12 protein-coding genes are annotated in these 16,115 nt (G+C 53.5%); 4 read left to right on the forward strand and 8 right to left on the reverse strand.

Annotated elements, in window-relative coordinates:
• Positions 1 to 23: 23 nt before the first annotated feature.
• On the reverse strand, positions 24 to 1,271 hold the full coding sequence (locus MWU62_RS06400) for a methyltransferase (protein WP_247114066.1): 1,248 nt from the start codon (positions 1,269 to 1,271) through the stop codon (positions 24 to 26).
• Positions 1,268 to 2,539, reverse strand: coding sequence for a D-amino acid dehydrogenase (locus MWU62_RS06405; protein ID WP_247114067.1), 1,272 nt, complete (start codon positions 2,537 to 2,539; stop codon positions 1,268 to 1,270). Before MWU62_RS06405 ends, MWU62_RS06400 begins: the two co-directional genes overlap by 4 nt.
• A gap of 162 nt (positions 2,540 to 2,701) precedes the next feature.
• Here MWU62_RS06405 and MWU62_RS06410 point away from each other — a divergent pair, with 162 nt between their 5' ends.
• Both MWU62_RS06410 and MWU62_RS06415 read left to right on the forward strand, forming a co-directional pair.
• Positions 2,702 to 3,511 (forward strand): TatD family hydrolase, encoded by an 810-nt coding sequence (locus tag MWU62_RS06410; protein WP_200362404.1) that lies wholly within the window; start codon positions 2,702 to 2,704, stop codon positions 3,509 to 3,511.
• Positions 3,508 to 4,716: an HD-GYP domain-containing protein gene (locus MWU62_RS06415; RefSeq protein WP_247114068.1), complete on the forward strand. Its 1,209-nt coding sequence runs from the start codon at positions 3,508 to 3,510 to the stop codon at positions 4,714 to 4,716. The genes MWU62_RS06410 and MWU62_RS06415 overlap by 4 nt, the downstream gene beginning before the upstream one ends.
• Before the next feature lie 19 nt (positions 4,717 to 4,735).
• Here the strand turns inward: MWU62_RS06415 and MWU62_RS06420 are convergent, their stop codons facing one another.
• From MWU62_RS06420 to MWU62_RS06440, 5 genes are read right to left on the reverse strand one after another with little or no spacing between them, the layout of a single operon-like run.
• The gene (locus MWU62_RS06420) at positions 4,736 to 5,647 is read right to left on the reverse strand and encodes a LysO family transporter (protein ID WP_200362408.1); all 912 of its coding nucleotides are present in this window, start codon (positions 5,645 to 5,647) and stop codon (positions 4,736 to 4,738) included.
• Positions 5,647 to 6,003 carry a DUF2288 domain-containing protein gene (locus MWU62_RS06425; protein WP_200362848.1) on the reverse strand — a complete coding sequence of 119 codons (357 nt, stop codon included), beginning with the start codon at positions 6,001 to 6,003 and terminating at the stop codon, positions 5,647 to 5,649. The genes MWU62_RS06420 and MWU62_RS06425 overlap by 1 nt, the downstream gene beginning before the upstream one ends.
• Positions 6,004 to 6,043: 40 nt before the next feature.
• Positions 6,044 to 6,442: a response regulator gene (locus MWU62_RS06430; RefSeq protein ID WP_247114069.1), complete on the reverse strand. Its 399-nt coding sequence runs from the start codon at positions 6,440 to 6,442 to the stop codon at positions 6,044 to 6,046.
• The gene (locus MWU62_RS06435) at positions 6,432 to 7,658 is read right to left on the reverse strand and encodes an HDOD domain-containing protein (protein WP_247114070.1); all 1,227 of its coding nucleotides are present in this window, start codon (positions 7,656 to 7,658) and stop codon (positions 6,432 to 6,434) included. The genes MWU62_RS06430 and MWU62_RS06435 overlap by 11 nt, the downstream gene beginning before the upstream one ends.
• Entirely contained in the window at positions 7,624 to 9,282 is a 1,659-nt protein-coding gene (locus tag MWU62_RS06440) for a diguanylate cyclase (protein ID WP_247114071.1), read from the reverse strand. Before MWU62_RS06440 ends, MWU62_RS06435 begins: the two co-directional genes overlap by 35 nt.
• A 105-nt stretch (positions 9,283 to 9,387) precedes the next feature.
• Between MWU62_RS06440 and MWU62_RS06445 the strand changes: the two genes are divergently transcribed.
• Both MWU62_RS06445 and MWU62_RS06450 read left to right on the forward strand, forming a co-directional pair.
• Positions 9,388 to 11,175 (forward strand): ATP-binding protein, encoded by a 1,788-nt coding sequence (locus MWU62_RS06445; protein WP_247114072.1) that lies wholly within the window; start codon positions 9,388 to 9,390, stop codon positions 11,173 to 11,175.
• On the forward strand, positions 11,172 to 13,166 hold the full coding sequence (locus tag MWU62_RS06450) for an ATP-binding protein (RefSeq protein WP_247114073.1): 1,995 nt from the start codon (positions 11,172 to 11,174) through the stop codon (positions 13,164 to 13,166). The genes MWU62_RS06445 and MWU62_RS06450 overlap by 4 nt, the downstream gene beginning before the upstream one ends.
• A gap of 69 nt (positions 13,167 to 13,235) precedes the next feature.
• Here MWU62_RS06450 and acnA read toward each other — a convergent pair whose 3' ends face one another.
• Entirely contained in the window at positions 13,236 to 16,004 is a 2,769-nt protein-coding gene (gene acnA, locus MWU62_RS06455) for an aconitate hydratase AcnA (RefSeq protein ID WP_247114074.1), read from the reverse strand.
• Positions 16,005 to 16,115 lie beyond the last annotated feature (111 nt).

Genomic DNA, 16,115 nt, shown 5'->3' on the forward strand with positions numbered 1-16,115 from the left:
GGTTTGAAGACAAGCAAGTGAAGTTAAGAAAGGCGCTCTCGGGCGCCTTTCTTTTTGACAGCATCCAGCAACAGGTTTCGGGGCGTCAGAGATCGAGCACAGAAGCGGCCGAACCGCACACCGTACCCCTGTTCTTCTAGAAAGACCGCGTAATCCAGAACCAGCCACAACTCCATAGGCCGACGGAATACATGCCGGATAAGCTCGTAACGGCGAACATCTTTATGGCGCTGCACGCCATGGGCAAGCCAAGTATCAAAATCTGTGTGTGCTGGCAAAACAAGCTGCTTTTTACTGGCAGCCCAATGGCAAAAAGCCGCGAATCCCTGATGCATTAGCTGTGGTGAGTAGGACGGCACGGGCAGATATTCATCCACCCCGCGCAGCGAGCGCTGGAGACCATCAAATCCCAACCGCCACTGGTTCAATGTAGTTGTTTGCTCTCTAACGCCGGTTGGCGCTGTTACCGTTTCCCTCACGGCTAAGCGCATAGCATCACGACTGAGCACAAGCCTTCCCTCGTGCTTAGTTGCGCGCTCTGATAGCGGCTTGTACAGACCATCAGCAGTCTTGTGATAGCAGCAAGGCGATAGGCTTAACCGCGGCACCTCTGCAGCGGCTCCTTGTATCAACAACTGCCGATGAAGATCCCCACATGCGTGCAGAGCTGCTACATGAGTACCATCTGGCAGTGGCACATGGGGCACCATAACATCCTGACAATGGATCTGAACCGAGTCTCCAAAATGGGCAACTAGCCGGTTGCCATCGGCTACCAGCTTCGAATTCCATTCATAACCCTTAACTAGACTTTGACTCTGTGCGGCGAGAGTTCGAGACAAATGCCCCTTGCCACAGCACCAATCCAAAATCGGTTGCTGCAGCGGCTTCAAGGCAGCTGTAAAAGCACCCGCCTGCTCACGCTTGCGTCCCGGCATATCCCTTGCTCGGATTTCAGGCAGCGTCGCTTCTAAAACATCAGCGGGTTTAGGGGCTAATTCCGGCACATCAACTAAGTTGGCGTACAACGCCAGTTCTGGCAGGTATTGGGCCGCCATACTTGCCAGCTTTGCTGGCTCACCATCTAACTCAGCACATTCAGCATCGCTAAGTCCCATCAATAGTTGCGCGAGATCAAGATGGCTGTGAATCCACCCCGGCACCGGCTCAATAAACGGAGCTGGCTGCCAGATTATCTGATGCCGCACAAGCCACTTATTGAGCGCCTTCCACCGCGAGTAAAGCGAACCGGTGGCCGAGGAAACACTCACTCCCGATAGCGCCCCGGTCGGAAGGCATCCAAACATACAGCAGGCTCTTCACCATCTAACACCTGCGCAATGACATCTGCACTGCCCGCCGCAAAGGTCCAGCCAAAGGTCCCGTGGCCGGTGTTCAGATACAAGTTTTCTCGGGGGCCGCGACCGATGATGGCAGGTCCATCGGGAGTCATTGGCCGAAATCCGGTCCATGTTTCCGCGGCATCCAGATCTGCACAACCGGGGTAACGGGACTCTACAGATTTGCGAATAGTGGCTATACGCGCTTCTGGAATGTCGCGGTTAAAATCCGCCAGCTCCACAAAGCCGGTTGAGCGCAAGCGGTCGCCCAATCGCGTGGAAACAACCTTGTAGTTGTCATCATGAATGGTGGAAACCGGCGCGTTATCCGGGTTTTTCAGAGGTACAGTAATGCTATAGCCCTTAATGGGATAGATGGGCAGCTTGAGACCCAAAGGCCGAACCAACTCATCAGACCAACAACCTGCGCTGATCACAAAGGCGTCTGCCTCAAGGGTTTCTTGTTGGCCGTTCTCGTTTTGCAAAACCACCGATTCAACCGCTTGGCTATTGGCTACCAGCCGCTTCACCTGAACGTTGTAGCGAAAATTCACGCCCTTTTCTTCGCAGGCTTTAGCCAATGCCAGCGAAAATAAGTGGCAGTCGCCGGTGCCATCGGTGTCATAGCTTAAAGCACCGTAGAGTGGCCCCTTTTCTGACATCCCGGGCTCGGCCTCGTAAACCTGCTTCGGTGTCAGCAACCGGGAAGCAATGCCCATTTCGTTGAGCAGTCGATGGGTGCCGCGATACACTTCTAACTCTTCAGGCGTGCTGGCAAGATGCAAGAGACCACGGTGGCCACCATCAAACCCTAGATCAAGTTCTTCTTCCAACTTCAGAAAACGCTCACGGCTGTGAATACCAAGGCGAAGCATAGCGCGTTTATTAAAGCCGAATAGGCCGGGCGACCAGGCGTACCTTAGAGTCGAAAACATGAACTGCACAGCTGCAAGAGATGGCGGCATGCGCAGCTTTAACGGGCCATCCTGCTTAACAAGCCAGGGCAGCGCCTTAAACACCATGCTCGGATCAGCCCACGGGTAAACCACGCCGTATGAGCGTTGCGCTGCATTGCCCTTGCTGGTTTCACTTCCTGCCATGCTAAGACGTTCAAGCACCGTCACCTGATGACCACGACGGCTCAATTCCCAGGCTGTGGTTACACCCACAACGCCACCACCAATTACGACAACGTGCATCTGCACCTCCCACCCTGAATCAAACCGGAACAGCGACATTCATTAAGGAAACCCCTTATGGATGAACGTAGGCCAATAAACAGACAACTGGTAGACTCTTATGTTTCACGCCTAAGAGTAGCAGTCAAACCGACTGCCTGTACCGGAGCCTAGCACCTGTTCATGAGTAAAAAACGTCGCGAGATTCCCGTATTCGATCACCCGATTATCGAAACCCACTGCCATCTGGACTATCTCAAGGAGCGCCCGCTAGAGGAAACTCTGGCGCAGACACGGCAGGTGAATATCGAACGGGTAATTACCATTGCCGTGGCACCGGATAATTTAGCAAAAGTTAGAGAGCTCAGCACAAAGGCACCATGGTTGTATGGTACTCAGGGAATCCACCCCCATGAGGCAGAAACCTATAACGATGCCGTAGAGGCAGAGATCCGCGCCCACGCACGAGACGAAAAGATTGTTGCCGTTGGCGAGATTGGGCTGGACTATTTTTATGACAAAGCCGATCGCGCCACCCAGCGAGACGTCTTTCGGCGCCAGCTTCAAATTGCCTGCGACAGTGACCGCCCGGTCGTTATCCACAGTCGGGAGGCAGACGAAGAAACCATCGCTATACTGAAGGAATTTGAACAGTCTCTTAAGCGCCGAGGGGTAATCCACAGCTTTACATCCGGCCCCGGTCTTGCCCAATATGCATTGGATCAGGGTTGGAATCTGGGCTTTAATGGTATTACGACCTTCAATAAGGCAGAAAATGTGCGAGATATCGTTCGTATGGCCCCCATCAGTCAAATCCTTCTGGAGACCGACGCGCCTTTCCTCACGCCGGTACCCTATCGTGGCAAGGAGAACGCGCCCTTTTACCTACCGTTTGTCGCTGAAAAAATTGCAGAGGTAAAGGACTTACCGCTGAACGATGTGATTACCCAAACCTACCACAACAGCCTGAGAACGTTTTTCCCAGCGCCATGATCAAACGCATCCCCGTCTCCGCGTTGAAGGTCGGCATGTACATTTCCGACCTGAACAACGACTGGATTCCCCACAACACGCAACGCAGGCGCGGCGTAATCAAACGGGATGAAACCATCGAAAAAATCCGCAAGATGGGGGTGCAGTTTGTTTACATTGACGTGCAAAAGGGAATCGACAGTCAGGATTCAGAAACTGCGGCAGAAGTAGATGCGCGTAATGACGCAGCCCTGCAAAAAGCTGGCGAACAGACGCCAGGGGTTGCACCGAAGGTGTCTCTTTCAGAAGAGATGATTATTGCGATGGGCGTTCATTCGCAGGCACAGGAGTTGGTTAGCAGCTTCATGAGCAGCGCAAAAATGGGCGCACCTGTTGATGTGGCGCCCATTCACAAACTTGCGGATGAGTTGCAGAGCTCGGTATCCCGTAACGCCAATGCGCTGGGGTGTCTGGGCCGGATACGTGAAAAAGACAATTACTTGCTCGAACACTCGGTAAACCTGAGCGTGCTGATGACGCTTTTCGGGCAATATCGCCAACTTCCCGCAGATGTGATGCATCAAACGGTTGTTGGCGCCCTGCTCCACGACCTTGGCAAAATCCTAACGCCCGATGAAGTGTTGCACAAACCCGGCCGCCTTTCGCCGGAAGAGTTTGAAGTAATGAAGCTCCACGCCCGGCACTCCCGGGACATTCTCTCTGCAACAGAAGGCATAGGTGAGCTTACTGTGATCACTGCAGCGCAGCATCACGAACGAATGGACGGTTCCGGTTACCCGGAAGGCCTAAAGGGCGAAGAGATCTCGGTATATGGGCGCATGGTAGCCATTACAGACGTGTATGATGCAATTACTGCGGACCGCGTATACCACAAGGGCATGACACCGACTCAAGGCCTGAAAAAACTTTTGGAATGGAGTGGAAGTCATCTGGACGCAGCGCTGGTGAAACAGTTCATCCGCTGCATTGGTTTGTACCCGGTCGGGTCTCTTGTTTTGCTGGATAGCGGGCGGCTCGGTGTTGTGGTTGAGATCAACGAGGAAGATCAGCGCCTCCCTGTGGTGCGGGTGATGTACCACACGAAATTTCGAATGCCGATTACAGTGACAACCATTGACCTCTCGAAATCGGGTAATCAGGATCGTATTCTACGCTCGGTTGATCCTGACGATTACCAAATTGATGTGCGCAAGTTTCTTAGCTGACCTCGGCTGTTCTGTCGACTTAACTTAGCGATAAGAAAACACCCATTAGAACCGGCGATAAAAACGACAGCAAAAAGCCCGATGCAATGGCCACTGGCACACAGCTCAGGCCTCCACTGCTGCGAATCACCGGCAAGGTAAAATCCATGGATGTAGCCCCGCCATAACCAATAGCCATAGCTGGCCGACTGCCTATCAGCAAGGGAATGATGGCAAGGGCAATGATCTCGCGCAGTACATCGTTCAGAAAAGCCACACCGCCCCAGGCAGGCCCAAGGGCTTCCCCGATCACAATGCCCGAGAGAGAATACCAGCCAAACCCCGAAGCTAGGGCCAGCACCTCGTTCCACGGCAAGCCCAACACCGGAATCAGCAGCACGCCACCCAGCAAAGAGCTGAGCACAAGCATGAATGCGATCCCCAAGCCCTGTGTGTTCATCAACAGTTTTCGCAACGAAAGCCCGGCATTGCGCAATTGCAGACCAATCAGGAACAACAGCAACATAAGCGACCAGGTAGCCAGTTGCTCCGCCTGCGGCAGTGCTGGCAGCAAGAAATAACCTAAAATCAGCCCCACAAACACCGCAAGCAGAGGCTTCAGGGCCGCCATGAAAAGCCGCACATAGCCGGTATTTCCCGCAGACCCATCCCGATGTTCGGGCACCATGGGCTGCCATCGATGAAATAACCACAGTCCGGCCATATTCGCTACGAACAGAACAACCACCAGAACGGACATTTGGCTGGCCATGGTGCCAAGTTGGCTAGACAAGCCTTCCATCTGGCCCAAGCCTAACCCCAGCAATGCCAGAATAAAGTACACCAGCGCTTCGACCGTGTAGTGGATTCCAGTCATAAGCCGCCGGTTTTTCAGCGCCAAAGCGAAGCCTAAAAAAAGTGGGGCAAGAATCAATAAAGCGTCGGTAAACACTAATGCACCGACGAGCCGGAAGGCTTGGAAGACCCAGAGGGCAGAGAGGCTTCTGTGCGGTCCTGTACCAGCACCCAAGGCGCCACAACCACAGCCCAGAGTTCGGCATCACGGTCGTACCAAGCTCGCGCCATGTCGGGAGGCACATCGCCCACATCACCTGCAGCAAGCCACTGCTCAAACAGTGCACGGTTATCTGCAGTAAGCTCGGAGGCTACATCTAACAAATCCAGAGCTTTGCCGACGCGTACAACCTGGCCTCGGGCATAATAAGTTTGTAACTCGTGCCAGCGTATGCGGGAAGTTTCCAGATTAAGCTTAGCTTTGGTTTCATCGTTATTGCGAGAGGACGACATAACAGCCTTTTGCGACGGTGACAGTAAAAACGGCAGAAGCTTAACCGATTGCATGAGCCTCGTTCCAGATCTCCCTGATCTGATCAGCCAGTGTGAGTGGGTCAAAGGGTTTTGGGATAACACCGGCCGCACCCAATGCGAGGTAGCTCTGAACTTCATTACTCTGGACTTTTGCAGTCATGAACACTGCTGGCACTTTGGCGTAGTCCGGCAAGGCACGAATCGCCTGCAAAGTAGCCGGGCCATCCATGCAGGGCATCATGACATCCAGCACAATCAACTGAGGCCTGCATTCTTCTATTTTTTCCAACGCCTGTTGCCCCGACTCACATGCCGTAAGCTCAAATCCGCCAATGGCCTCCAAAGCCAGTTCCGCAACCGTTCGGATATCCGGCTCGTCTTCAACCATCAAAATACGCTTTAAGCTTTCAGGTGCCATTTCGACTGCCCTCTTGGCTGTCTTCTCGGTTTTCAATACCTAGCCGTCGCAACAGTATGCGGCACTCGGGGCTATCTGCCTGTTCGGCTGCTAGTAGCGCCGCAGTGCGCATAACCAACTTAGACTGGCTAACATTGCTTCTGCTAACAAAATATACGGCACCAATAAGCTCTCGAAGATCAAGCGGTAAGCGCCACTGCACTTTGATTCGGTTTCCAAGCTTTTCCGCCCAATAGGCAAGTGCAGAGTCAATCTGTTCTATTTCGGGAGGATCACCGGATTCATCAGAATGGTTCTGTAAAACTTTCAGCGCAGCCAACTCACCAGCCCTGCTCAACAGGCCAGCAGTGTAGTAGATCGCTGGTTTATCGCCAATTCGTTGAGCCAAAGCCCGGGCAGACTCCGCCACCTGCAACGCCTGCTCCTGCTCTTGGCGTGCACGCTCCGACAAGCGTGAACAAGCGAGCTTTCCCGAAATATCCAGAGAAAGGGCCAAAGCTTGATTAAGGGCCATAGCAACGCCAATCACACTGATGGCTTCCCTGAGCGTTTTTACCGGTGTGCCGGAACGGCGAAAAGACGCGCTGTTCGCCACATCCAGCATTTTTGCACTTAGGGATGGCTCTTTTTTCCAGTGTTCCGCCAAGGCTATGGCATCCAACTCATCTCGCTTTTCTATGAGTGCAAGAATTTCACCGGTGTCGATCTGTCCTGGTAGTTGGATCGCAGAATTGCAGGCCGCCTCCATTTTGTCTTCCAGCGTATTACTTGACGTATCGCCAAGATCGATTGAGCTGGGCACCAGAGCTGTCAGCCGTTGATGTAGAACGTCCACTTGAAATGGCTTGCTGACGTAACCGCTAATACCCAGATGGGCCGCGGCCAAAATGGAGTCACGGTCTGCGCGGCCACTGATCATAAGCACTGGGACATCACGGCTCGTGTTCCGCACTGCGCGAATCAACTCAAGCCCTGAGCCATCCGGCAGGTTCCAGTCAGCAATCACTAGGTCCGCCGGCTTTTTCTGCCAACTGCTTATTGCCGATTGTATCAGGGTACATAGCTTAATAGACGCACCGGGATAGGCGCCCGCCACAACGGTCTCGAGTAGATCGCCAACCAATTCATCATCTTCGAGAATCAAAACATCCATAATGACGCTCTGAATTTGCAAATAATCATCAAGATAGGTCACCAGCGGCCAGAGTAACGCCATTACGCCCGGCGCGCTTGCGTTGATACAAAGCTTTGTCGGCGGCTTCAATAGCCTGCTCACCGGATTCATAAGCGTTGAGGGTAGCAACACCGGCACTGAAAGTTACCGAAAACTCCGTGCTTCCGGCATTGAACACCAGCCGGGCGAAATCCTGGCAAAGTGCTTCGAGTATGTCTACGGCTTCGTCCATGGTGCACTCCGGCATCACAAGCACAAACTCCTCGCCTCCGTAGCGGCCGATAATGTCGGTGCTACGTAGCCGGTGGCGCAACAGGTTGGACAAAGCCTTAATCACCACGTCACCAGTGCCATGACCGTAGGAGTCATTGACCTGCTTAAAGTGATCCAAGTCCAGCATCGCAACCACCGAATTATGACCGTAGCGGGCGCAGCGTGCGTGCTCGCGGTTGAGTTCGGTTTTGGCTAGGGCGTGCTTTAATAGGCCGGTGAGGCTGTCGAGAGATACCAGCTTATCGAGCTGCCGGGCACGATAACAGCGTATTCTCGCAGTGCGAACCAAAAACTGATCTGAGACGGGTTTGGTCACAAAGTCATCACCGCCCCGCGCAAGTACATCCAGTTGCAGGTCGCGGTCTTCTTCAGACGAAAAGAAAATAATAGGCAGGCTCAGCCATTCAGCTTGAAACCGCAGCATACGAGCCAACACTGGGCCATAGTACTGGCCCATCTGCACATCCATCAACAGAATATCCGGCCGAAAATCCGCCAGTTCCGACAATAAGCGGGATGGGTCATCCAGCGCCCGAACCTGCAAGCCGCCACTGGTAAGAACCAACCGATAGTGTTCCAGCAGTTCTATATCATCGTCCACAATCATCACTCGCCCGGTGAGCGTTGCCAGCCCTTCTGCCAGAAGCTGCTCTACCCGGTCTGCGAGCGCAGGAATGTCGTGGGGCTCATCCACACAAGCATCAATACCCAAAGAAGCCAGCCGGTAGCGCGTAGTAAAGTCATGGGCGCCACTAAAACAAATCACTGGAAGGCTTCGAAGCTTAGACAGCCAGGCTGCACCCTCATCTTGTAACAATGTATCTCTGATCATCACCAGATCAACATCGTCCATGCTGTCCGGCCACTGTTCCCCACTACTCAGACTGCGTATTTGGTATCCATACAACGCCAAACCCTGCGTAATCTGATCTTTAAGCAACTGATCCGGCTCTAGGATCAATACAACCGACTGGCGATCGGCCTCCGCTGGTTTAGGCTTATGCCACTGGGCGGATACCGGTTCGGCTGCACCCAAAAGGCTACCGAGGCTTGAAATGTCACGTTCATAGCCGCCATCCAACAGCTGTTGCAACTGAAGCCGAATGCGTTCGCTGTCTACTCCTTCGGTTACCTGCTCGGCTAAGGGCTTTATTGCAATCTCAAGCTTGCGGGCCTGTTCGCCAAGCTGGGTAAAGCCCAAAGTGCCCGCTGATCCGGCAAGCCGATGTAATAATTGATAGGCGGCAACCAGCTCGTTAACAGCCTCGGAGCGCTGTGACGCGTTTTGGATATTAGCAACCAGCCCTTGAATATCACCGATCGTTTTATCCCGGAAACGGTTGCGAAGGGTCTCCAGTTTTTTCCGCACATCGGAAGAGAGGCTTTTAGGCATAAAGGCTCTTGTTATTAAATATCGCGCGCAAACGCTGTGAATTCTGGTTCGATTACTGTTCAATCAAAGCAAGTTTTGGAGAAAATTGCCAGACAGGAGCGCGTTTTGACCCACTTATCTCTAGGTACCCGCCTTGCCATCATTGTTATGCTTGGTTGCTTCGCTACCGTTGGTTCTGCTATCTACGTGGCTTACACCGCATTGCTGGAAGACTTTGCAACCAATTTGTCCGCACAACAGGCAAACGAAACCGCCCACATTTCAAGCTTAGTCAGTCAGGATCTGGAGCTCCGAACCAATGCTCTGGCTCAGTTCGCAAGCATTCTAAGCCAAGATGATCAGTTGCTACCTGAAGCGCAACTCACGAGCCTGCTCAAAAAGCAGCAAAAGCTGAGTGAGCTATTCCCCCATAGCCTTACCGTTTCAAACGCTAACGCCACGCTCATTGCGGAAAACACGTTTGTTCCGGACAGGGTAGGCACCAATTACGCAGACCGGCCCCACTGGCGGGAAGCCATGACAACCCGCCGCCCCGTGATCAGCCGCCCCTTGATAGGCCGCGCAACAGGCATACCCCTGATGGTATTTATTGCACCTATCGAGAGTGATAACGGAGAACTTCTGGGCTTCGTTACCGGCACCATGAAGATGCATCAGTCGCTTCTGATACCTGACAGCATTCGAAATAGCACCAGCCAAGACGCCATCTCTCTGGTAGTCGACTCGTCTAACTTCTTGTTTATAGAGGGGTCCCCCAACGGCAAAGCAATCGAGAACCTACCCGACCCCGGAGAGAATTTACTGATTGATGCCGCCCTTTCGGGCGTCAGTTTTGGAGAGGTTGAGATCAGCTCGGGGGAGACACTGATCTATGCAACCAGTCACTTACAGCGTTTAGGCTGGCTTTTTATACGTGCTGTACCAAAATCTCTGGCAACTGCGCCTGCCCAACAGGCGTTCAACCGCTTTGTGGCGCTCAGCGTCAGCCTAACTTTGTGCATCTTGCTGGTAACTTATCTTGCTCTTCGCTCTACGACCGCCTCTCTCTCCCAAATGACTCGACGCATACGCTCAATGATCAAGAAACCGGAGTCTTCCCGGCGCCTACTACAAGAGGGTGCTCCAGAGGTGCGTGACTTAGCCGAGGCATTTAACCAATTAATGGATGAACGGGACGCCACCAACCGACTCAAAGACAACTTTGTTTCCAATGTCAGCCATGAATTACGCACTCCTTTAACCTCAATGAATGGGGCCTTGCGCCTGCTACAGTCTGGTACTGCAGGCGAACTACCTGATCGCGCCAAGGAGTTAACGGTGCTAGCCCTACGTAATGGTGAACGCCTGCAAAGACTCATCGGCGACATGCTCGATTTCAGCAAACTTTCCAGCGGCAAACTGCGCGTAAGCTTTGAAGATGAAGATCTGCAGACATTGCTCGCCGAAACCGTTGGTGACAATGAAGCAATGGCACGAGAGTTCGGTGTAAAGCTGGCTGCTCCCAACATACCTGCTATTTCTCTGCATACCGATGGCCACAGGTTGCGGCAAATTCTTGATAATTTTGTCAGCAACGCCATCAAGTTTTCGCCAAAAGATGGCCTGGTGACGCTCAGTGCCGAAAAAACCGGTCAAAACACCCTCCGCATCACTGTCAGCGATCAGGGTAAGGGTGTTCCAGGAGGTTTTCAGAAGATGATTTTTAATCGCTTTGCTCAAGCAGAAACAGGCACTACCCGCGCCACTAGCGGCACAGGGCTGGGCCTAGCAATCAGTCGCCAGCTTGCCAAACTGCTGAACGGCAGCGTTGGATATTACAATAAAAATGGCGCGCATTTTTGGGTTGAATTACCCCTGAGCAAAACAACGTCATCGGAGGGAACCTCATCATGATAGCTCCCGAATTCCCGGCCGATGAAAGTAAGCGGCAAGCGGCACTGGATCAATTGCGAATTCTCGACACGCCGCCAGAAGCACGCTTTGACCGACTCACCCGCATGGCAGCTAGACTTCTGGACGCACCCATCGCAGTGATTTCTCTGGTTGACCGGGACCGGCAATGGTTCAAATCCTGTATAGGACTGGATGTCAGTGAAACCCCTAGAAGCGTCTCCTTTTGCGGCCACGCCCTTTTCGACAACCAAGCGCTGGTGGTTGAGGATGCGCAAAAAGACGAACGCTTCCGTGATAACCCGCTGGTCACCGGCGGCCCGAATATCCGGTTTTATGTAGGTACGCCTTTGCACAGTGCAGATGGCTATGCCCTTGGCACACTCTGTGTTATCGACCGTAAGCCACGCACCCTCAGCGAAGAAGACCGCCAATGCCTGCGCGACCTCGCCGACTGTGCTGAGGAGCAGATCAGCGCCCGGGCACTAGCCATTCACTATCGGGATCAGGAGCTGGAGAAACAGAGCGAATCTCTGGTTATGCTCAAACAGCTTGCGGATATGGTACCGGGCGGCCTGTACCAATTCCGCCGTTATCCCGATGGCAGCATGTGCTTTCCCTATAGCAGCAAGGGGATAGAGCGTTCTTTCGGCGTCACTCCGACTCAAGCCCAAACAGATGCTGCCTCTCTGTTTGCGATAATTGACCCCGAAGACGCCCCAACTGTGATCGCGACCATCGAGGAGTCATCCCGACAGCTAAGCACTTGGTCTATCCAATTCCGAATACGTCGGCCAGATGGCAACATACGCTGGATTGAAGGCCACTCAACGCCACAGAAACTGCCAGACGGCAGTATTCTCTGGCACGGCTATCTGGAAGACATTCACGAAAGAAAGCGCGCCCTGCTGGCTCTTCAGGAAAGTGAGCAACAATTACGGCGCCTGTTCGAGCTGGCACCCTCGGGTATCGTTCTTGCGGATTACCGTACGGCTGGAATCATCGATGTAAATGCCGCTCTGCTGAACTCAACAGGCTATCGCAAAGACGAGTTCATGAAACTGGGCTATCGCCAACTGCTTAAACCTATGAAGGACTCATTACGTGCCGAAGCTCTAGGGCAATTAGAGCAAAAGGGCTATTTCGGCCCCATCGAGCAAGAAATTATCGACTGCAACGGTAACGCCTACCCTGCAATCGTGCACAGTATGCTGATACATGATTCCTCAGGGCGGAAGCTGCTTTGGGTACTGGCGGAAGATATTTCCGAGCGCAAGAAAGTCGAGCGTCTGAAAAACCAATTTGTGTCTACCGTTAGCCACGAGCTGCGTACACCACTCACTTCTATTACTGGCGCTATCGGGTTGGTGGCAGGTGGTGCAACCGGGGCACTTTCGCCAAAAGCACGGGGTATGTTAACCATTGCCGAACGCAATGCCCGTCAATTGGCAACGCTGATCGACGACCTTCTGGACATTGAAAAGCTCGTGGCAGGCAAGCTGAACATCAATATGCAACACCAGCCCTTACAGCCTCTGCTGGAGCAAGCGGTCAATGCAAACCAGCCTTATGGCGCACAACGTGGGATCACCATTCATCTTGCGCAGGAAATACCAGAAACCAACATAGTAGTAGACGGCCAGCGCCTATCGCAGGCGTTCAATAATTTGATATCCAACGCAATAAAATTCTCACCCGACCGAGGCCGCGTCGACGTATCGGCTGAACTGCAGATATCGGAAGGAAAGCCAACAATTACAATTACCGTGCACGACAGCGGCAAGGGCGTTCCGGATGCCTTTCGGGACCAGATTTTTCAGCGCTTTGCCCAGGCAGACAGTTCCGACACCCGCAGCCAAGGCGGGACGGGGCTTGGCCTCGCCATAACCCGCGAGCTCATTACTGTGATGGGAGGCGAAGTCGGCTTTGAGTCTATGCCAGAGCAAGGCGCCAGTTTCTGGGTGCGCCTTCCGATCGCCGACACCAATCCATAAAAAAACCGGCAGCCCCCGTTTAAGGGACTGCCGGCCCAGCTCTTCATCTATAACAAATAAGCCGTCGGCTTAGGCAGACTTGAGCATTTCACGCACCACATAGTGCAGGATGCCACCGTGGTGGAAGTACACCGCCTCGTTGGCTGTATCGATCCGCGATTTCAAATCGCAAGTTGCAGTGGAACCATCCTTATAGGTTACCGTCATGGTCAAGGTTTGGCCCGGCGTTATATCACCGGACAATCCATTGATACTGATGGTCTCCTCACCGGTGAGTTTCAGACTCTTGCGGTCTGCACCTTCCGGGAACTGCAGCGGCATTACACCCATACCAATCAGGTTAGAGCGGTGAATCCTTTCATAAGACTCCGCCACCACCGCACGAACGCCCAGCAAGCGTGTGCCCTTGGCAGCCCAGTCGCGGCTTGAGCCGGTTCCGTATTCCTTACCGGCAATCACCACAAGCGGTGTTCCCTGTTCCTGATACTTCATGGCGGCGTCATAAACCGGCATTTGCTCCCCGGTGGGTACAAATTTGGTGAAACCACCTTCAACGCCATCCAGCATTTCGTTGCGGATACGCACGTTGGCAAAGGTGCCGCGCATCATCACCTCGTGGTTACCGCGACGGGAACCATAGGAGTTGAAGTTTTTCGGCTCGACCCCTCGCTCCTGCAAATATTTACCTGCAGGACTGTCGGCACTGAAGGAACCGGCTGGAGAAATATGGTCGGTAGTTACCGAATCCCCTAGCAAAGCCAGAATATTCGCGTCGACAATATCCTCAACCGGGTCAGGCTCCGGCCCCATGCCTTCGAAGAAGGGCGGGTGCTGGATGTAAGTGGAGTCCTCAGACCATGTGTACACTTTGGTTTGTGGCACTTCCAAGGCCTGCCATGTGGCATCGCCATCAAACACCGCAGCATATTCAGTGCGGAACATATCCGTTTTGACTTTTTCGACAGCCTCAGCGACTTCCTGCTGGCTTGGCCACAGGTCTTTCAGGTACACCGGATTACCGTCCCGGTCTTCACCGAGCGGCTCTTCTGCCAGATTCAGGCGCACGTTACCGGCTAATGCATAGGCTACAACCAAGGGTGGCGACGCCAACCAGTTGGTTTTCACCAGCGGATGTATGCGGCCTTCAAAGTTACGGTTACCCGACAACACCGATGCAACCGTTATATCTCCATCGGTAATGGCTTTCTCAACCTCATCCGGCAGTGGGCCGGAGTTACCGATACAGGTGGTACAGCCGTAACCGACCAGATCAAAGCCCAGCTTGTTCAGGTCCTCTTGAAAGCCGCCAGCTTCAAGATATTCGGTCACTACTTTGGAGCCGGGCGCCAGAGAGGTTTTCACCCAAGGCTTGGTTTTCAGCCCTTTCTCCACAGCTTTGCGCGCCACTAGACCCGCAGCCATCATTACGCTCGGGTTGGATGTATTGGTACAGGAGGTGATGGCTGCAATCACCACTGCACCAGGATCCAGACGCGTATCCTGCCCGTCCAGAGTCAGCTCGCGGCTACAGGGGTGACGGTAGCTTTTATCGACGCCCACGGCGGTTTGTCCGCCTTCCGATTTGAGTTCCATTTCACGCTTTTCAGGTGCGTCCGGGCCACCCTCGGCGGTTTCCATCAACAACTCAAAAGCCGCTTTCATGTTCTTCAGGGCAACCCGGTCTTGAGGCCGCTTCGGCCCAGCCATGCTGGCCTCAACATCTCCCATATCAAGCTCAAGTGTGGCCGTGTAAGCCGGCTCATGCCCTGGCTCGCGCCACAAGCCCTGAGCTTTGGCGTAAGCTTCCACAAGCTCGATCTGCTCGTCGTCGCGACCGGTCAGGCGCAGGTATGTGAGGGTTTGGTCATCCACTGGGAAAAAGCCGCAGGTTGCGCCGTATTCCGGCGCCATATTGGCAATGGTGGCACGATCCGCTATCGGCATATCTTTCAAGCCGTCGCCGTAGAATTCTACGAACTTGCCCACCACGCCTTTCTTGCGCAGCATCTCAACAACGGTCAGTACCAAGTCTGTAGCCGTGATGCCTTCGCGCAACTTGCCCGTCATTTTGAAACCAACCACTTCTGGTATCAGCATGGATACGGGCTGGCCGAGCATGGCTGCTTCTGCTTCAATACCACCAACACCCCAGCCAAGAATACCGAGGCCGTTAATCATGGTGGTGTGGGAGTCTGTACCCACCAGCGTATCGGGGTAGGCGATGGTTTTGTCGCCCTGCTCTTTTTGCCACACGGTTTTGCCGAGATACTCAAGGTTTACCTGATGACAAATCCCCGTTCCCGGCGGAACCACGCGGAAGTTATCAAAGGCTTGCTGGCCCCAACGCAGGAACTCGTAGCGTTCCTCATTGCGCTGCATTTCAATGGCAACGTTATCGTTAAAGGATGATGAGCTACCGAACCTGTCAACCATTACCGAGTGGTCGATAACCAAATCCACAGGCGACAGAGGGTTGATCAGGGCAGGGTCTCCGCCAGCCTTTTTAACCGCCTCGCGCATGGCGGCCAAATCAACGACGCCGGGCACACCGGTAAAGTCTTGCATTAGCACCCGGGCCGGGCGGAATTGAATCTCGGTGTCTGAGCGTTTGTCTTTCAGCCACTGCACCATGGCGTCTACGTGGCTTTGATCCACGGTTACGCCGTCTTCGTTGCGCAGCAGGTTTTCCAAAAGGACTTTCAGGGAAAATGGCAAACGGTTAATGTCGCCAAGGGATTCGGCCGCTTTGGGCAGGCTGTAATAATGAAAGGTTTTTCCACCAGCACTCAGGCTGGTGAGGGTATTTAGGCTGTCTTTGCCAAGGCTGTTATTAGACATAATTGTGCCTCCGTTCTTCGTCATGATCCGAGCACTTTTACAGCTGGCGCTGCGACCTCAGACAAGCAGGCTGGCGCAAAAGTCAGGGAATGTGAAGTCAACTACTACTAT

The sequence above is a fragment of the Marinobacter sp. S6332 genome (assembly GCF_023016045.1).
In the GTDB taxonomy this organism is placed as follows: domain Bacteria; phylum Pseudomonadota; class Gammaproteobacteria; order Pseudomonadales; family Oleiphilaceae; genus Marinobacter.